The 17,765-nt window shown below is 39.9% G+C and carries 16 protein-coding genes; 6 read left to right on the top strand and 10 right to left on the bottom strand.

Features of this window, described 5'->3' with window-relative positions; all coding sequences use genetic code 11:
* The 6 genes from prmA to rsmD all read right to left on the bottom strand — a co-directional run.
* Window positions 1-692, bottom strand: a 692-nt coding sequence (gene prmA / locus H5090_RS09865; RefSeq protein ID WP_182695589.1) for a 50S ribosomal protein L11 methyltransferase, incomplete at its 3' end; no start/stop codon positions are given.
* A 68-nt stretch (window positions 693-760) separates the two neighbouring features.
* Window positions 761-2,611: an RNA polymerase sigma factor RpoD gene (gene rpoD, locus H5090_RS09860; RefSeq protein ID WP_182695588.1), complete on the bottom strand. Its 1,851-nt coding sequence runs from the start codon at window positions 2,609-2,611 to the stop codon at window positions 761-763.
* Between the two features lie 390 nt (window positions 2,612-3,001).
* Complete coding sequence (gene dnaG, locus H5090_RS09855) at window positions 3,002-4,753, bottom strand: DNA primase (RefSeq protein ID WP_182695587.1); 1,752 nt, start codon at window positions 4,751-4,753, stop codon at window positions 3,002-3,004.
* Window positions 4,754-4,997: 244 nt separating this feature from the next.
* A complete protein-coding gene (locus tag H5090_RS09850; protein WP_007376027.1) occupies window positions 4,998-5,444 on the bottom strand; it encodes a GatB/YqeY domain-containing protein in 447 nt (148 codons plus the stop codon).
* 19 nt (window positions 5,445-5,463) lie between these two features.
* Window positions 5,464-5,679, bottom strand: a complete 216-nt coding sequence (gene rpsU, locus H5090_RS09845) for a 30S ribosomal protein S21 (protein WP_002957797.1) — start codon at window positions 5,677-5,679, stop codon at window positions 5,464-5,466.
* A gap of 145 nt (window positions 5,680-5,824) precedes the next feature.
* Window positions 5,825-6,430, bottom strand: a complete 606-nt coding sequence (rsmD, locus tag H5090_RS09840) for a 16S rRNA (guanine(966)-N(2))-methyltransferase RsmD (RefSeq protein WP_182695586.1) — start codon at window positions 6,428-6,430, stop codon at window positions 5,825-5,827.
* A gap of 207 nt (window positions 6,431-6,637) precedes the next feature.
* Here rsmD and ftsY point away from each other — a divergent pair, with 207 nt between their 5' ends.
* The 4 genes from ftsY (at window position 6,638) to rpoH (ending at window position 11,561) form a co-directional block, all read left to right on the top strand.
* Window positions 6,638-8,635 (top strand): signal recognition particle-docking protein FtsY, encoded by a 1,998-nt coding sequence (ftsY, locus tag H5090_RS09835; protein WP_182695585.1) that lies wholly within the window; start codon window positions 6,638-6,640, stop codon window positions 8,633-8,635.
* A gap of 87 nt (window positions 8,636-8,722) precedes the next feature.
* The gene (ftsE, locus tag H5090_RS09830; protein ID WP_002957793.1) at window positions 8,723-9,400 is read left to right on the top strand and encodes a cell division ATP-binding protein FtsE; all 678 of its coding nucleotides are present in this window, start codon (window positions 8,723-8,725) and stop codon (window positions 9,398-9,400) included.
* Window positions 9,397-10,383, top strand: coding sequence for a permease-like cell division protein FtsX (gene ftsX / locus H5090_RS09825; RefSeq protein WP_002957792.1), 987 nt, complete (start codon window positions 9,397-9,399; stop codon window positions 10,381-10,383). The genes ftsE and ftsX overlap by 4 nt, the downstream gene beginning before the upstream one ends.
* A gap of 314 nt (window positions 10,384-10,697) precedes the next feature.
* Entirely contained in the window at window positions 10,698-11,561 is an 864-nt protein-coding gene (rpoH, locus tag H5090_RS09820) for an RNA polymerase sigma factor RpoH (RefSeq protein ID WP_002957791.1), read from the top strand.
* A gap of 343 nt (window positions 11,562-11,904) precedes the next feature.
* Here rpoH and H5090_RS09815 read toward each other — a convergent pair whose 3' ends face one another.
* The 4 genes from H5090_RS09815 to gpmM are packed head-to-tail and all read right to left on the bottom strand — an operon-like array spanning window position 11,905 to window position 16,704.
* Window positions 11,905-12,666 (bottom strand): divergent polysaccharide deacetylase family protein, encoded by a 762-nt coding sequence (locus H5090_RS09815; protein ID WP_182695584.1) that lies wholly within the window; start codon window positions 12,664-12,666, stop codon window positions 11,905-11,907.
* Window positions 12,667-12,716: 50 nt separating this feature from the next.
* Window positions 12,717-13,982, bottom strand: coding sequence for a S41 family peptidase (locus H5090_RS09810; RefSeq protein WP_024597558.1), 1,266 nt, complete (start codon window positions 13,980-13,982; stop codon window positions 12,717-12,719).
* Window positions 13,983-14,016: 34 nt separating this feature from the next.
* Complete coding sequence (locus tag H5090_RS09805) at window positions 14,017-15,156, bottom strand: murein hydrolase activator EnvC (protein WP_024603730.1); 1,140 nt, start codon at window positions 15,154-15,156, stop codon at window positions 14,017-14,019.
* 3 nt (window positions 15,157-15,159) lie between these two features.
* A complete protein-coding gene (gene gpmM / locus H5090_RS09800) occupies window positions 15,160-16,704 on the bottom strand; it encodes a 2,3-bisphosphoglycerate-independent phosphoglycerate mutase (RefSeq protein WP_182695583.1) in 1,545 nt (514 codons plus the stop codon).
* Between the two features lie 340 nt (window positions 16,705-17,044).
* Here gpmM and H5090_RS09795 point away from each other — a divergent pair, with 340 nt between their 5' ends.
* Entirely contained in the window at window positions 17,045-17,476 is a 432-nt protein-coding gene (locus tag H5090_RS09795; protein WP_002957784.1) for a rhodanese-like domain-containing protein, read from the top strand.
* Between the two features lie 31 nt (window positions 17,477-17,507).
* The gene (gene grxC / locus H5090_RS09790; protein ID WP_182695582.1) at window positions 17,508-17,765 is read left to right on the top strand and encodes a glutaredoxin 3; all 258 of its coding nucleotides are present in this window, start codon (window positions 17,508-17,510) and stop codon (window positions 17,763-17,765) included.

Here is a 17,765-nt window from a genome sequence, read left to right as displayed (position 1 = left end):
AAAATATTGGCCACTACTATATCTGCACTAAACTCAGGTTGGTTTTCTGGAAGGTATACTTCGAGTTTGTCTGCAACACCATTTCGGTTCGCGTTATCAAGGCTAGCTTCAAGCGCTTGAGGGTCAATATCTATCCCAATCATACGCTCTGCACCTAGTTTTATAGCTGCAATACCTAAAATGCCTGAGCCACAACCAAAATCAACAACCGTTTTACCCGTCAGATCTTGGCTTTCTAACCATTTAAGGCACAAGGCCGTTGTTGCATGCGTACCCGTGCCAAAAGCAAGGCCAGGGTCTAGCAATACATTTACAGCATCAGGGTCAGGAATGTCGCGCCAGCTTGGGCAAATCCATAGTTTTTCGCCAAATTGAATAGGGTGGAAGTTATCCATCCATTCACGTTCCCAGTCTTTATCTTCAAGTTGCTCGATTTTGTATACTAAATTGTCTTTTAGCTCATCATGGCGCTTCAATAACGCAACGACTGCGTTCATATCATGATTAGCTTCGAACAGGCCAATAACTGTGGTATCAGCCCAGAACACAACGGTGCCAATTTTAGGCTCGTAGATAGGGGTGTCTTTTGCGTCAATAAAGGTTACTGAAGCGCTACCCGCTTCCATTAATAGATCGCTTACGGCATCAGCTGTTGCAGCATTGGCATTAATACGAATTTGGATCCAAGCCATGGTTATTTCCTTCAAATAGAAAAAAGGCCGCTATAGCGGCCTTTTTAGTTTATATAGTAGCGCTAAAATTATTTAGCGTCTAAAAAGCTTTTCAGTAAATCTGAGCGAGAAGGGTGGCGTAATTTACGCAGCGCTTTCGCTTCTATTTGACGAATACGCTCACGTGTTACGTCAAACTGTTTACCTACTTCTTCTAAGGTGTGGTCGGTATTCATATCAATACCAAAACGCATACGTAGTACTTTAGCTTCACGAGCTGTTAAGCCTGCAAGTACATCGTTAGTTGCGCCACGAAGAGATTCCATTGTTGCCGAATCGATTGGCGAATCAATAGTTGTATCTTCGATAAAGTCACCTAAGTGAGAATCTTCATCATCACCGATTGGTGTTTCCATTGAAATTGGCTCTTTAGCAATCTTAAGTACCTTACGGATTTTATCCTCAGGCATCATCATGCGTTCTGCTAATTCTTCTGGATTTGGCTCACGACCCATTTCTTGTAACATTTGACGAGAGATACGGTTAAGTTTATTAATCGTTTCAATCATATGCACAGGGATACGGATTGTTCTTGCTTGGTCAGCAATAGAGCGTGTGATTGCTTGACGTATCCACCACGTAGCATAAGTAGAGAACTTATAACCACGGCGATATTCAAACTTATCAACCGCTTTCATCAGACCAATGTTACCTTCTTGGATTAAATCTAAGAATTGTAAGCCACGGTTTGTGTATTTTTTAGCAATTGAGATTACAAGACGTAAGTTAGCTTCAACCATTTCTTTTTTCGCACGGCGTGCTTTCGCTTCACCTATGCTCATTCGACGGTTGATGTCTTTAATACGCTCAATGCTTAAACCTGTTGTTTGTTCAATAACAGATAATTTATTAATGCTACGAATGATTTCTGGCTTAACTTCTTCAAGTTTAGCTGAATACTTTTCGTTACCTGAAATTTCTAAATCAACCCAAGAAGCGTCAGTTTCGTTATTAGCAAAATGCTTAACGAATGTTTTCTTTGGTAATTTAGCAATTTGAACAGCTTGCTTCATGATTAGGCGTTCTTGAACACGAACACGATCCATCATTTCACGCATGTTATTTACCATGCGGTCAAACTGTTTAGGTATTAATTTAAATGTTCTGAAAAGCTCACCAATTTCAAAAATGGCTGCTTGTGATTCAGGATGCGAACGACCTTTAGCTTCAAACGTATCACGTGCTTTATTATATAAATCACGTAAATTTTCAAAATGAATACGAGCTTCTTCAGGATCTGGCCCTGTGTCTAGCTCTTCTTCATCTTCATCATCGCTATCAGCATCATCTTTGTCATCTTTATCGTCGTCCTCAAGTTGCTTAGCACTTAATTCTGAACCGATGTTAGTTGCTGAAATTGGCGCTGTATCTTCATTAGGATCGATAAAGCCAACGATAATATCGCTTAAACGCATTTCTTCAGCTTCAAACTTATCCCACTGCTCTAGTAGGTAAGTGATTGCTTCAGGGTACTCTGCAACAGAAATCTGTACTTGATTAATGCCTTCTTCAATACGTTTAGCGATTACAATTTCGCCTTCACGTGTAAGAAGTTCAACAGTACCCATTTCGCGCATGTACATGCGAACTGGATCCGTTGTACGGCCGATTTCTTTTTCTACAGTCGCAAGGGCTGCAGCGGCAGCTTCAGCTGCGTCTTCGTCTGTCGTTGTTTCTTGCATCATTAATTCATCAGCATCAGGCGCGTTTTCGCTAACCTTGATACCCATGTCATTAATCATGCTTATGATATCTTCTACTTGATCTGAGTCTATAATGTCTTGTGGAAGGTGATCATTTACTTCTGCAAAAGTTAAGTAGCCTTGCTCTTTACCTTTCTGAATCAGAAGTTTTAATTGTGACTGAGGAGTTGGATCCATAGAGATTGTTTCTTCCACTCTGATAAGTTGATACAACAGGCGCCATCATGTAGTTTGCATTAAAGCTAACTAGAATAATGTGACGCAGTGAATAGCACAGTATAACAGTTTAAATCAATTTTGACTAGGGGCTGTTGGTCTTTCAGGATTAAAGTTTGTTCTATCCAAGGGGGGTTTAATCGCGGCGCGAGGTTTGTAACCTAGTGGGCTAAGTAAAAACCGAGCAACAAAGAGTAAACCTCCCTTGGGTCGAACCCAAAGGGCAGCGCGTGTTTGGTATTTATGCTGCGTTATCGCCTATTTATGTGGAATAACCACACTACATAAGCTATGTCTTGTCTAAATACCAAACACACTGCTGTAAACTTAACCTCGAAAGATAAACAGACCCTAACTGTTAGTCGCTTTTAACGCTGTCATTAACAAATGACACTCAAGCCTTTCATCGCTACTAAGGCCTTGTGTCTTGTCCTTTATTAATAGGGTCTCGAGTCGATAATTTAAACACTGATCTTCAATAAACTTGAAAGTATTTTTAAAAACCGTCTCTAAACGTTCTTCATTTATCTCATGTTGCCACGTTGCAAGCTTGATTAATGGCTCGTAATCTTCAGTTCCTCGAAAAAACTCGAGCAGTTGCGCAGTGGTCACATTTTCTTTTTCTAAAGCTTGTTCTTGTAATCGTAATAACAGCCCTATGCCAGCAATGTTCATTTGTGCAAGCTCAGGTAAATACGGCACACTTTTAGCTAAATTAGGGTGCTGGATCAATATACCGATAGCTTGGCGCATAGGTGTTATTTTAAATTTACGTTCAATAGAGTGTTGCTGTTTAGGCGTTTTTAAACGGCTATTCAACTGCTCACGCGTTCTGCCAATTAAGCGTCCTAATTGTTCAAGAATGTTTTCTTGATAAAACTCACTTGGAATTTTTTCAATTAGTGGAAGTGCTGCACTAAGAAGTTTAGCTTTTCCTGAATCGAGTGTTAAATCAACTTCTTGGCTTAATTTATTAAACAATACTTTGGTAAAGTCATCTGCTTGGCTTAGGCGCAATTCGAATTGCTCCTTACCTTCTTTTTGTACAAGCGAGTCAGGGTCTTCGCCATCTGGTAAAAATGCAAATTGTAGTGCTTTACCATCGTTTAAATAAGGGAGTGCATTTTCAAGTGCCCGCCAAGCTGCATCACGGCCAGCCCTGTCGCCATCGTAACAACAGATTACTTTATCAGTAGTTCTAAATAAAGTGTGCATGTGCTCGCTTGTTGTTGCTGTCCCCAGTGATGCAACTGCATATTCAATCCCTTGCTCAGCAAGAGCCACCACATCCATATAACCTTCAACAATCATTACATGAGCAAGTTTTTTATGGGCTTGCTTTGCTTCGTAAAGCCCATAAAGCTCAAAGCCTTTATGGAAAATTCGGGTTTCTGGCGAGTTTAGATATTTTGGCCCTTGGTCGGCTTGCATTACACGCCCACCAAATGCAATAACGCGTCCGCGTTTATCGCGAATAGGGAACATTAGGCGATCGCGGAAAAAATCAAATTGTCTGCCTGGTGTTTTTTCTGAAGCTAGCTTTAGCTCAACCAATTGCTCTTTTTGTTCTTTATTACGACCAAGCTGTAGGCATAGCCCATCCCATTCACTGGGAGCGTAGCCAATCATAAATTTTTTAACAGTTTCACCGCTTAAACCACGGCCTTTAACATACTCAATAACAGCAGCAGAATTACTATGGTGTTTTAATTGGTGCTGATAAAAGCGAGCAGTATGAAGCATTAAGTCGTAATCGGAGCGCTTTTGCGCAGCCGTACGCTCTGGTGCTGAGTTTGCGCCTTGTTCTCGAGGTACTTCTAAGTTAAGCATGCTAGCTATTTCTTCAATAGCATCTACAAACTCTAGCTTTTCGTACTCCATTACAAACGAAATTGCATTACCATTAGCGCCACACCCAAAGCAGTGATAAAACTGTTTGTCTTGCGATACAGTAAATGAGGGAGATTTTTCGTTATGAAATGGGCAGCAAGCTTGATAATCCTTACCTGCTTTTTTTAGACCTACTTTTGAGTCTATCAGGTCGACAATATCGGTTCTGGCAAGTAAATCGTCTATAAAGTTACGTGGGATCTTTCCGGCCATTAGTAAAATACAGTCCTGAAATAATAAGAAGAAGAACGAATATGAAATTTACTTTTTTATACTTGCTTGATGCAAAATATAGTGTGCTTTAACTTACCAAAATGACAGCGAAATAAATAGGGAAGCTATAAGAAATTTCATTTTAAAGTAACCTAATCGGTGTACTTTTTATTAAAGTTAAAAACAAAGAAACCGAGCGCTAGGCTCGGTTTACTTCAATCATACTTTAATGTATGTGGGAGTATTAGGCAGTTAATCGTTGCTTAATTAAACCAGAAATCTTACCCATATCGGCTCGACCTTCAGCTTTGCTTTTGATTATACCCATTACTTTACCCATGTCTTGCATACCTGCTGCATTAGTATCAGCAATAGCCGCGTCAATGAGAGCAATTATTTCTTCTTCACTCAATTGTTGAGGTAAAAAAGTTTCAAGCGCTACTATTTCATTGGCTTCAATATCAGCTAAATCATCACGCCCAGCATCTTTGTACTGAGTGTAAGAGTCACGACGTTGTTTAACAAGCTTCACTATAACGGAGGTAATACCTGCGTCGTCTAGCGTTATTTGCTCGTCAATTTCACGTTGCTTGATTGCAGCAAGTACCATACGAATAGGGTTAAGACGTTGCTTGTCTTTAGCTCTCATCGCATCTTTTTGCGCATCTTTTAGCGTTATTAAAAGGCTCATTTATACAAGACCTAATATATTAGTATAATTTAACGCGACGAGCGTTATCACGAGAAAGTTTTTTCATGTGACGTTTAACTGCAGCAGCTTTTTTACGCTTACGCTCAGCTGTTGGTTTTTCATAGTGCTCGCGACGACGAACTTCTGAAAGGATTCCTGCTTTTTCACATGAACGCTTGAAGCGACGAAGTGCTACGTCAAACGGTTCGTTCTCTCTTACTTTAATTACTGGCATTAAAAATTCACCTACCTAAATTATGAGCGTTGCTCAAGTTGATCAAACATTGATCAAGTGGTTCAAAAATGGTGCGGTATTGTAATCCGAAGCAACACCACATGTAAAGGACAATATTAACAGAAACGCATTACGTTAAACAGTATTAATTTGCTTGGCGCTGGTACAGTTGGCAAAGTACTTGTCCCGCATTTTTTTCTTTAATTAACAACCAGTTGGTTGGTGTTTCTAAGGCGGCTAGCTCTGCCTCTACTTCAACATAAATTAATGCGTCGTTGCTTAACCATTGGTTTTTTTCTAATAAATCGCAGGTTGTTTGCGCTAAATCTTTACGAAATGGTGGGTCAACAAATACAAGATTAAAAGCTTCGTTTGTGTTTTTTTGCTCTAAAAAGGAGAGCGAATTAGTATGTTTAACGTATGCGTTGTCGAGCTTTAAAGTGCTAATATTTTGTTCTAATTGCTTAGCAGCTAATGAGTCGAGCTCGATAAATGTAGCGCTTTTAGCATATCGTGATAGCGCTTCAAATCCCAATCCACCAGAACCGGCAAAACAATCAAGTACATTTGCGTCACGCGTATCTTGCATTAGCCAATTAAATACAGTTTCTTTAATTCGATCGGTAGTAGGTCTCAAGCCTTCTACGTTTTTAACCGGGAGTTTACGGCCTCGAAATTGACCACTAATCACTCTAATAAAGCCATCACTGGGCTTGTTAGCAGCTTTATTTTGCGTTGTTTTTTTTCTCATTTAGCTCACTAAAAAATGGTATATGGTATCTAGCTCAGATAATATTATGGGCGATTACGTGTAGCTTCATTTTTCAACCGCATTAAAAGTGTTACTATTAAACACTTACGTTTTGAATGGTTGTATTTATTAGCAACTATTGCTGGGCATTGCCAAGCTATTTCAAATTTTAGTTTATCAGATTTTTATAAGTGGTTATTAGCAAGTATGACAAAAAAAAGTAAATTCATGTCGTGGCTCGGTTTTGGCAAGTCAGATAAAAAAGAAGCAGAGCAAAAAGCAGCAGCTGATAAACAACAAGTATTAGCGCAAGAAGAGGCCCAGAAGCTAGAGCAAGAAAAACTAGCGCAAGAGCAAGCTGAAGCTGAACGGTTAAAAGCAGAGGCTGAAACAGAGCGTTTAGAACAAGAACGCCAGCGTGCTGAAAACGCGGAAAAGATTGCCATTGAGCAGGCCAATTCTGAATTGCTTGCAAAACAGCAAGCAGATGCCGAGGCGCAAAGACAAAAACATGCGCAACGTTTAGCCGATCAAGAAAAAGAGATGCGCTTAGAGCAAGAACGATTAGCGGCAGAAAAAGTAGAGGCTGAGCGACTAGAGCAAATACGCCTTGAAAAACAAGATGAGGCAATCAAAGCCGAAAAGCTTGCAATAGAGCAAGCGAATGCTGAGTTATTAGCAAAAGAACAAGCGGATGCTGAAGCTCAAAGGCAAGAGCAAGCGAAGCGCTTAGCAGAACAAGAAGCGCAGATGCTTTTAGAGCAAGAACGCATTGCGGCTGAAAAAGCAGAGAATGAACGCTTAGAGCAAGTACGTATTGCAGCTGAAAAAGCAGAGAATGAGCGTTTAGAGCAAGAACGCCTTGCAGCTGAAAAAGCAGAGAATGAACGCTTAGAGCAAGAACGCCTTACAGCTGAAAAAGCAGAGAATGAACGCTTAGAGCAAGAACGCCTTGCAGCTGAAAAAGCAGAAAACGAGCGTTTAGAGCAAGAACGTATTGCAGCTGAAAAAGCAGAGAATGAACGCTTAGAGCAAGAACGCCTTGCAGCTGAAAAAGCAGAAAACGAGCGTTTAGAACAAGAACGCCTTGCTGCTGAAAAAGCAGAGAATGAACGCTTAGAGCAAGAACGCATTGCGGCTGAAAAAGCAGAGAATGAACGTTTAGAGCAAGAACGTATTGTAGCTGAAAAAGCAGAAAATGAGCGTTTAGAACAAGAACGTATCACAGCAGAACTTGCAATTGAAGAAGCTAAAAAAGCCGAAAAGCCAAAAAAAGAAGGGTTTTTCTCTCGTCTAAAAAAAGGCTTGTTAAAGACTCGCGTTAATATAGGTTCTGGTTTTGCGTCTATTTTTAGTGGAAAAAAAATAGACGACGAATTATTTGAAGATCTTGAAACTCAATTACTCACCGCCGATTTAGGCGTTGATACTACCATGAAGTTGATTGATCGTTTAACTGATGCAGCGAACCGTAAACAGTTAAAAGATGGTGATGCGCTTTATGAGTTAATGAAACAAGAAATGGCTGCGATGCTTAAAACGGCAGAACAGCCTTTAGTCATAAGCGAAGATAAAAAGCCGTTTGTTATTTTAATGGTAGGTGTAAATGGTGTTGGTAAAACAACGACTATTGGTAAAATGGCTAAGCAATTTCAAAACGAAGGTAAGTCGGTTATGCTGGCTGCTGGTGATACGTTTAGAGCGGCAGCTGTTGAGCAGCTTCAGGTTTGGGGAGAACGTAACAGCATTCCCGTTATTGCACAGCATACAGGTGCAGATAGTGCATCAGTTGTGTTTGATGCATTCCAAGCGGCTAAAGCACGTAATATAGATGTGTTAATTGCTGATACAGCTGGGCGCTTGCAAAATAAAGATAATTTAATGCAAGAGCTTGAAAAGATAGCTCGTGTAATGAAAAAGATTGATCCTGATGCGCCGCACGAAGTGATGCTAACTATCGATGCAGGCACAGGGCAAAATGCAATTAGCCAAGTAAACCTGTTTAATCAATGTGTTGGTTTAACTGGTATTACGCTTTCAAAACTTGATGGAACTGCAAAGGGTGGTGTTATTTTTGCGGTTGCAGATAAGTTTAATATTCCAATTCGTTACATTGGTGTTGGTGAAGGTATTGATGATTTACGCGCTTTTAAAAGCGATGATTTTATTGATGCGTTATTTAGCCAAGATGAGGACGACGTTTAATTTACCAAAAAAGGGAGCTAGCTCCCTTTTTAATTGCGAGGAATACTAATTTCATTAATGTGTTAATGGAGTTGGCATAATAAAAAGATGATAAATTTTCAGCAAGTAAGTAAGACCTATCCTGGAGGGCACCGCGCCCTCGAAAAAGTTAATTTTCATATTAAACCGGGTGAACTTGCCTTTTTAACTGGCCACAGTGGTGCGGGTAAAAGTACGTTGCTTAAGTTAATTAGCTTAATGGAACGTCCTTCAGCAGGTAGTGTATTTATCAACGGTGTTGATTTAAACAAAGTAAACTCGCGTCAAATTCCTTATGCTCGTCGTGATATAGGTATTATTTTTCAAAATCATAGGTTATTAGAGCGCTATACTATTTTTGATAACGTGGCATTACCTCTCATTATTGAGGGGACTCACCATAAGCAAATAGCTAAACGGGTCCATGGCGCGCTTGACAAGGTAGGCCTAATTGACAAAGTGAAATGTCATCCTTCAATGCTCTCTGGAGGCGAACAGCAACGAGTTGGTATTGCCAGAGCTATTGTAAACTCCCCACCAATTTTACTAGCTGATGAACCAACAGGTAATCTTGACCCAGAGCTTTCAATGGAAATACTAAAGTTGTTTGAAGACTTTAATAAACACGGTACCACTGTTCTTATCGCAACGCATGATTTGGGTTTGGTTGCACGTATGAAGTATCGTAGCTTAACCTTAAAAGATGGCCGTATGCTTCAAGACCCGCTTGCTGAGGGGGCACTATGAGTTTACTTTTTAAAGGTCGCCAAAATAGTAACGACAAGCAAAAAAAATCAGTATTAGCTGGCGGTTACTTTTTTATTATTAATATTTTTCGCCAAGGTGTGCATAGCTTAGGTGAAATGTGGCGCACGCCGCTTGCGTCTATGATGACTATCGCTGTACTTGGTTTGAGTCTAACGTTACCTGCAACACTTTACTTAGTCGTTAAAAACGTACAGCAAGTGAGTAGTGGCTTTGAAGAGGCGAGTGAAATATCGTTGTTCGTAAAAGAAAGTATGAACGAGCAAGAAACGCAAACATTAGTAAAGCGTTTAGCACTTTACCCAGAAGTGGAAAGTGTTGAGTTTATTTCAAAACAACAGGCATTAACTGAATTTAAAGATGTATCTGGCTTTGGGCAAGCTTTGGAGTATTTAGATAAAAATCCATTACCGGATGTGGTACTCGTTACTCCAACAAAACGTCACAGACACCCAAATGCCGCTAAAGTACTGCTAACTAAATTAGAAAGTGAACGTGAAGTTGATTTTGGTAAGCTCGATATAGCCTGGTTAGAGCGTTTAAATGCATTACTAGATTTACTCAAAGAAAGTGTAATAACTATCGCATTATTACTACTTACCTCAGTGACACTTATTATTGGTAACACCATTCGTTTGTCGATCATGGATAAAAAAGAAGAAATACAAGTAATGAAGCTAGTAGGCGCAACGAACACCTTTATACATGCCCCATTTTTGTGGACCGGTATTTGGTATGGTGTAATAGGTGGTTTGTTTGCCTTTATATGCGTAGGTCTGATGATGTGGTGGCTTTCAAGCGCTGTGAGCAGTGTGGCGGGGGTGTATCAAACAAGCTTTTCGTTAATAGGATTATCGCTTAATGAACTCGGCTTTTTAGTGTTACTTGCAACAAGCTTAGGATTTGTAGGCTCGTACCTTTCTGTAAATCGATATATTAAAGAAATAGAACCCGATAAAGTATAATAAACCCTGCAAACTATAAGTGAACCAACCCAGCTTGAAATGCGTAACGTATCGGACTGGGTTGTACCTCCCGTTATTAAAACTGTCATATTTGTGTACTATCCTCCCATAAAGTAATGAGTTGTAAATAAGGTGATGCGGTTAGGTTAATTGGCTGCAATCCCTCAATTCATCACTTATTCAGTCGCTTGTAGTAGACTAAACACATACTAAAAACTGCTTGATTTATACTTTTAAAAAGTTTTAAATTGGGGTTAGCACTCTTAGAGAAAGAGTGCTAAGATAGTTTCAAATGTTTATCACCGAGGTGAAAAATGAGTAAAGATTTATACGCAATGGCACTTACAGTCGGACAACAAAGCGCAAGCATGGACGGTTACCTTCAAGCGGTAAGCACTATTCCTATGCTTAAAGTTGAACAAGAGCAAGAACTTGCTAAAAGACTTCAGGAAGAAGGCGATCTTAGTGCTGCCAAGCAACTCATTATGTCGCATTTACGCTTTGTAGCACATATTGCTAAAAGCTACTCGGGATACGGCTTACCACAAGCTGACCTTATACAAGAAGGTAATATAGGCCTGATGAAAGCGGTTAAACGTTTTGACCCTACAGTGGGTGTACGTTTAGTGTCGTTTGCAGTGCATTGGATTAAAGCCGAAATTCACGAGTTTGTTCTTAAAAACTGGCGCATAGTTAAAGTTGCAACCACTAAAGCGCAACGTAAATTGTTTTTTAATCTTCGTAAAAACAAAAAGCGTTTAGGCTGGTTCAACCAAGCTGAGGTTAGCACTGTTGCTAGCGAGCTAGGTGTGAGTGAAAAAGAAGTACGTGAAATGGAATCGCGCATGAGCGGCCAAGACATGGGCTTTGACCTAACTGGTGACGATAACGACGATGCACCAACAAGTACATACTCTCCAGTACAGTATTTAACAGATGGCGCAGCTGACTTAGCTGACGACGTTGAACAAGAGCAGTGGAAAGAGCAAGCGCATACCCGTTTATTTAGCGCACTTAAAACACTAGATGAACGTTCACAAGATATTGTTAGCGCGCGTTGGTTGTCTGATGATAAAGCAACCCTTCAAGAGCTTGCACAAAAGTACAGTGTATCTGCTGAGCGTGTTCGTCAGCTTGAAAAAACAGCGATGAAAAAGTTACAAAGCGCTATGAGCTAATATTGCTCAAGCAGCAAAATTTAAAAAGCCCTGCATGAAAATGCGGGGCTTTTTGCTTTTGAGTAGGTTGGTTTGAGCGAAGCGAAACCCAACGATAAATATCTAATCAAGTAATACCGATACTCTGCATTATCGAATGGTTATACCAATCCGCAATAATACTTAATCATTTTGCGAGGCTAAACGTGTCGCTACCTGCGTTAAAAAAGTCTCATTTAGAACAACTGAATAGTGAATTTTTTGCCTAGCTATCAACACGTTTTTCCGCCCTCAAAATAGACCACTTAATTAAGCGAATTGGTATTAGTTTATTATTCGGATATAGCATTATTTAAAGCTTATATTACCTAGCACTCACTCCCTTTCTCTCAGCATGCGCTAACTGAATGTACTTACGTTCAACTAATTGCGAAACCGGTACGAGTTCAAAACCTTGCCTAGTTAGCTCTGGTAAGGCATGGCGTAAAAATTCGATGGTTTCTGGGTAGGGATGAGCAATTGCAATGGCAAAGCTATGGGAAATGGCTAATTGTTTTAACTCTTCAAGCCTTAGCTGCAGTTGTTCTGGTGTAGTTATGTTGTCTAAAAACACTTGGCGACTAATATTAGCAACACCCAAAAAGTTAGCGGCATTTTGTGCCTGACTCAAATCGGTTGTGCGACTATCTAAAAAATATAAATGACGCTTTTTAAGTACTTCCATTGTCCACTTCATAGCTTGGCTTTTTTGCGTAAGCGCTGAGCCCATGTGGTTATTAACGCCTTTAACTTGCGGTAAACTAGCGAGAGCTGTTCCAAGAGTTTGCTGAAGCTGCTCTTTATTCATATTTAAAGTAAGCGCACCAGGCCCTAGTTCTTTACCGTTAAGTGCTTGCATAGGTACATGAAGCAATAACTCTTTATTTGATTGACTGGCAAGTGTTGCAAAAATTTGCGAATAAGGGGTATGGGGCAAAATTGAATACGACAATTGCCCAGGTAAGGAAAGGAACTCTAAGTCCCGTTGATGATAGCCTATATCGTCTATCACTATTGCTATTTGCTTGGCGCTAATTGTTGCAGAGCTAAAACAAATAGCTAATGTTAGCCATTTTATTATTTTCACGTTTATAGTTTTTATTATCTTTTTAGCTTTATTTATACAGCTTATACAAGCTATTGCATGCTGAGTAATTGTTTGGCTTTAACCAACTGTAAATCGGTTAGATTACCAGTAAGTAATTGCGCATTATTGTTAGTGTGTTCATTTTTTATTATAACGGCTTTATTACTTTGTGAAAGGTTTGTTTGATTAACCGCCACATCTGGGGTTATTCCTATTCCATCAATCGATTTACCTAACGGTGTGAAGTATTTCGCTGTGGTGAGCTTTAATGCGGTATTGCCATCACCGAGTGGAATGAGTGATTGTACAGAGCCTTTCCCAAAAGATTGGCTGCCAACAATGGTTGCTCGGTTATTATCTTTAAGTGCTGCTGCAAGTATTTCGGCTGCAGAGGCAGAATTTTCGTTTATAAGCACAACTATGGGCGCATTTTTTAGAATGTCTCCACGCTTTGCATAAAATGCTTGGTTAGCATCGTAAAAACGTCCTTTAGTCGTTACTATAGTGCCACTTTGTAAAAATAGGTCTGATACAGCCACTGCGCTTTGTAATGTCCCCCCTGGGTTATCACGTAAATCAATTACTAAGCCTTTAAGTGGGTAGCCAAAATGGCTTTGCAGGGCGGCAACTTGTAGTGCAACTTCATGTAATGTGTGGTTAGAGAAGTTATTAATAGCTATGTAACCAGTTCCAAAATCTAAAAGTTCGCTTGTTACACTTTCGAGGTTTATTTGGCGACGTGTGACATGAAAAGTGAGTGGGTTTTTATTGTTATCGCGATTTACAATTATATCTATATTCGAAAATTCACTGTCTCTTATTAGTGTTGCTACTTCGTCGATAGTACGGTTTTGGGCTGCGTTGTTGTTTACACTTACAATAATATCGCCTGGTAAAATACCTGCCGCTTTTGCGGGCGAATTATTAACCACGTTAACAATAGTCATATTCTCGTCTATGTTCTTAACTTCTATACCAATACCTGTGTAACGACCATTTGTGTTATCAAATAATGAGGCTAATTCATACTCATTTAAGTACTTAGAATAGGAGTCGAGTTTTGAATATAAACGCTCAAACTGTTGGTTGTTATATTTAATATGGTGGCTATTTTGTAAGGTGAGATCTTCAACGTAATAGGTATGAATGTTGAAGAGTATTTCGTCTATTTGTTGTCTTTTAAGATCTTTAATTGAGCTTGCTAGTGCATTACTAGTAAAGGTAATTAGGGTTAGTAATACAAGCAAGTACAGACTTATATAAAAGTCTGCACTTTTTTTATTAACGGTATTTATTGTGTGTTTTTTAGTTGTCATCAGCTGCTCCAGGGCGGTGCAGCGATTTATCTAATTAAATACGTTTGCACCATTTTACAGGATTTACTGCGCGTCCTTTGTGGCGTATTTCAAAGTATAGACCAGAACTTGCCTGTCCGCCGCTTTGGCCTACTAAAGCGAGGGTTTCGCCTTCACGTACCATATCCCCTACATCTCTTAGTAGCGTTTGAGCGTGGCCATATAGGCTCATAAAACCTTCACCATGGTCTACAACAATTACCCATCCATAACCTTTTAGCCAATCGGCAAATACAACTTGGCCGTTGTGCACGCTATTAATATTAGTGCCTTCTTTTGCACCAATTAACACGCCTTTCCAATCAATACCACCATGCTTACGTTGGCCGAATGTGTGCTCTAACTTGCCTTTGCTCGGCCAGTCTAATTTGCCCTTGCTCTTATTTAGGCCAAGTAATTCTATTTTTTGTGTTTTTTCTTTTTCGAGCTCTTTAATCGTTGTTACTAAAGTTTGTTGGTTTTCTTTTAAATAATTTATTGAGCTTTTAGTGCTGTTGAGCTGAGCTTGTAAGTTTTTAAGATTAGCTTGGCGTTCACTTTGTGCATTAAGTAATGCAGTTTGGCGCCTTTTTTGTTCATCAAATAAAAGCTCTAGTTTTTCTTGCGTTTTAACGAGCTCTTCTTGGTTTTGTACTATTTGCTGTTGAAGATCTTTTAGATCTTCGATTTGTTCAATACGGGCTTTATTTAAGTAATTGTAATAGCTAAGTGTGCGCTCAAACTTGGCTGTGTCTTCTTGATTCAACAGCATTTTAGAGTAGTCGTCGCCACCGGCCATATAGGCACTTTTGAGTTGCGCGGCTAAAATTTTCTGAAACTGAGTGTGTTTTTTATCAAGCTCATCGGCTTTACTTTGTAACTCTTTTTGCTGTGTTTTAGTCTCTTTTACGGATTGCTCTGCCATGTTAAGTGCTTTAGCATTTTTAGCTATATCGAGTTCATGGCTTTTTAGATTTTTTTGTAGCGACGCTATTTTTTTTCTTTGGGCGTTATATTCAGCTTGGCTTTGCTCAAGTGCATTTTGAACCTCTGATAAGTCTTTTTTAGTACGATCTTCATTAGCAACTGCAGATGCAGCCACTAATGAAGTTAGTATCAAACCGCACTTAATTAACCGGTTAATACGTTTGTTCATGTGTTATTTCAACATCATGATAGGCGTACCAGTCATTTCTTTTGGTTGCTCCATACCCATTAAGTGAAGCATTGTTGGGGCTACATCACTCAAGGCTTTACCTTGCATTGGCTCTGCATCGCGACCAACATAAATAAAATGCACAGGTTCGCTAGTGTGGGCAGTATGTGCTTGGCCTGTTTTGAGATCAGCCATTTGCTCAGCATTACCATGATCGGCTGTAATTAGTGCTTCACCACCAAACTCTTCTAGCGCATCAACAACACGTCCGATACAGCTATCTACAGCTTCACAAGCTCTAACAGCGGCTTCAAATACACCTGAGTGACCAACCATATCGCCATTAGGGTAGTTACAAATAATAGCATCGTATTTACCGCTTTTAATTGCTTCTACCAGTTTGTCGGTTAGCATTTCTGAGTTCATTTCAGGTTGTAGGTCGTAGGTTGCTACTTGCGGCGAAGGAATTAGCTCGCGTGTTTCACCTTTAAATTCGCTTTCACGTCCGCCACTAAAGAAAAATGTAACGTGTGCGTATTTTTCGGTTTCTGAAATACGAAGCTGTGTTTTATTATTTTTTTCAAACCATTCACCGAGTACGTTTATTAGTGGTGTAGGTCCAAATGCAACAGGTGCGTCTATATCGGCTGCATACTCTGTCATCATTACAAATGCGCTAAGCTCTGGCGTTCTTTTTTTAGTAAAACCATCAAATTCAGGCTCAACAAAAGCGCGGGTAATTTCGCGGGCTCTATCTGCTCTAAAGTTAGCAAAAATAACGGTGTCACCATCGTTTATTGAAGCCGGAGTGGCACCTGTCGGCGTAATGGTCGTAGCTGCTACAAACTCGTCGTTTTCGTCGCGCTCGTACGCTGCATTAAGTGCTTCAACACCATTATCAAAATTAAAGTCGCCTTCGGCGAGCGTCATTACGTTGTAAGCTTTTTCTACACGGTTCCAACGGTTGTCTCTGTCCATTGCGTAGTAACGGCCAATAAGTGATGCTAAACGTCCGCACTTAAGTTTACTAAATAACGCTTCAATTCGTTCAATTGATGCTTTTGCGCTACGTGGAGGTGTGTCACGGCCGTCTAAAAATGCATGGAAATAGACTTCTTTAGCACCACGTTTTGCCGCCAGCTCAATACTTGCAACTATATGATCTTCATGGCTATGCACACCACCTGGGCTTAAAAGACCCATTATGTGAACCGCTTTACCAGCACTTACTGCTTTGTCTATGTTTTCAACTAAGGCTGGGGTTGAATCAAACTCGCCATCGTTAATTGCTTTGGTGATACGGGTAAAATCTTGATACACAATGCGCCCTGCACCTAAGTTTACATGGCCAACTTCTGAGTTACCCATTTGACCATCAGGAAGACCAACATCTAAACCCGAAGCCGATATTAATGTGTGTGGGCGGGTGGCCCATAAGTTGTCTAATACAGGTGTGTTAGCTGCAAGAATAGCATTACTTTGCGTATCTTCGCGGTGTCCCCAACCGTCTAAAATCATTAATACCAGTGGTTTTTTATGCTCTGTCATAATAGCTCCTGAAAATTAGTATCTGTTGATGGATACTGTGCACCTAAAAAGGTTTATTAGCGTGGTTTTAGCATACCGTGTTTTTAAGCTAGGATCAGCATTGAAAACAAGATATTAAATTTTTTCACTTATACCTCATTGACTAACCTGAACTCTGCTTGAGATAGATTTATTATCCAGAGTTCTTGTTAACTATATATGGGGGGGCTTTATCGTTTTTTAAACGCCTCTAAGTGCTCCTAAACTCGCATTTTAGGTTGGTTTGGGTATACTTGCGTGGCTAAAGTACAAAATCCTTAAAACATCACGTTTTAAAACATAATTTCATAGTGGAAGTAGAATGGATCAATATATTGAATTTATTACAAATCATCCCATTTTAAGCCTTGCTTGGGTTGGTATTGTTTTCCTTATTGTTAGTGGCTGGATAAAAAGTAAGCTTTCAGCTGTTCGTCAAATAAATCCCCAGCAGCTTACGTTACTTATTAACCGTGATGACGGTCAAGTAATCGATATACGTGCGCAAAAAGAGTTTAATGCAGGGCGTATTTCTGGTGCTGAGCACTTAAGCCCAGAGAATGCGAAAAAATCTGACTTTTCAAGCCTTGAAAAGTACAAGACTAAACCCATTATAGTTGTATGTACTACAGGTATGACTGCCCAAGGTACTGCAGCCGCTATGAGTAAAGCTGGTTTTGAACGAGTTTACTTATTAGCAGGTGGCATGGGTGCGTGGCAATCTGCCAGCTTACCAACTACAACAGGTCGCTAATCAGTTTAGCTAGGCCGATAGAGGATTTATTATGAGTAATGTTGTTTTATACACCAAGGCGTATTGTCCATTTTGTCAGCGTGCTCTTTCGCTTTTAAACAGCAAAGGCATTGAATACACAAATTATGATATTGGTGTGCAGCCTGAGCTACGCGATGAAATGATTGCCAAAGCAGGTGGTGCAAGCACAGTACCGCAAATTTTTATTAATGATGAACATATCGGTGGCTGCGACGACATGATGGCTATTGAAGCGCAAGGTAAACTTGACGCTAAGCTAAACGCTTAA

The sequence above is a fragment of the Pseudoalteromonas sp. SR43-5 genome (genome assembly GCF_014163835.1).
Taxonomy (GTDB): Bacteria; Pseudomonadota; Gammaproteobacteria; order Enterobacterales; family Alteromonadaceae; genus Pseudoalteromonas; species Pseudoalteromonas distincta.
This window is presented reverse-complemented; position numbering and strand designations above follow the sequence as displayed.

Coding starts and splice junctions, on each gene's coding strand:
- ftsX (WP_002957792.1), top strand. CDS start 9,397: ATGAGTTTACTTTTTAAAGGTCGCCAAAATAGTAACGACAAGCAAAAA.
- grxC (WP_182695582.1), top strand. CDS start 17,508: ATGAGTAATGTTGTTTTATACACCAAGGCGTATTGTCCATTTTGTCAG.
- rpsU (WP_002957797.1), bottom strand. CDS start 5,679: ATGCCAGTAATTAAAGTAAGAGAGAACGAACCGTTTGACGTAGCACTT.
- ftsE (WP_002957793.1), top strand. CDS start 8,723: ATGATAAATTTTCAGCAAGTAAGTAAGACCTATCCTGGAGGGCACCGC.
- rpoH (WP_002957791.1), top strand. CDS start 10,698: ATGAGTAAAGATTTATACGCAATGGCACTTACAGTCGGACAACAAAGC.
- H5090_RS09810 (WP_024597558.1), bottom strand. CDS start 13,982: ATGACAACTAAAAAACACACAATAAATACCGTTAATAAAAAAAGTGCA.
- ftsY (WP_182695585.1), top strand. CDS start 6,638: ATGACAAAAAAAAGTAAATTCATGTCGTGGCTCGGTTTTGGCAAGTCA.
- gpmM (WP_182695583.1), bottom strand. CDS start 16,704: ATGACAGAGCATAAAAAACCACTGGTATTAATGATTTTAGACGGTTGG.
- rpoD (WP_182695588.1), bottom strand. CDS start 2,611: ATGGATCCAACTCCTCAGTCACAATTAAAACTTCTGATTCAGAAAGGT.
- H5090_RS09805 (WP_024603730.1), bottom strand. CDS start 15,156: ATGAACAAACGTATTAACCGGTTAATTAAGTGCGGTTTGATACTAACT.
- H5090_RS09795 (WP_002957784.1), top strand. CDS start 17,045: ATGGATCAATATATTGAATTTATTACAAATCATCCCATTTTAAGCCTT.
- dnaG (WP_182695587.1), bottom strand. CDS start 4,753: ATGGCCGGAAAGATCCCACGTAACTTTATAGACGATTTACTTGCCAGA.
- H5090_RS09850 (WP_007376027.1), bottom strand. CDS start 5,444: ATGAGCCTTTTAATAACGCTAAAAGATGCGCAAAAAGATGCGATGAGA.
- rsmD (WP_182695586.1), bottom strand. CDS start 6,430: ATGAGAAAAAAAACAACGCAAAATAAAGCTGCTAACAAGCCCAGTGAT.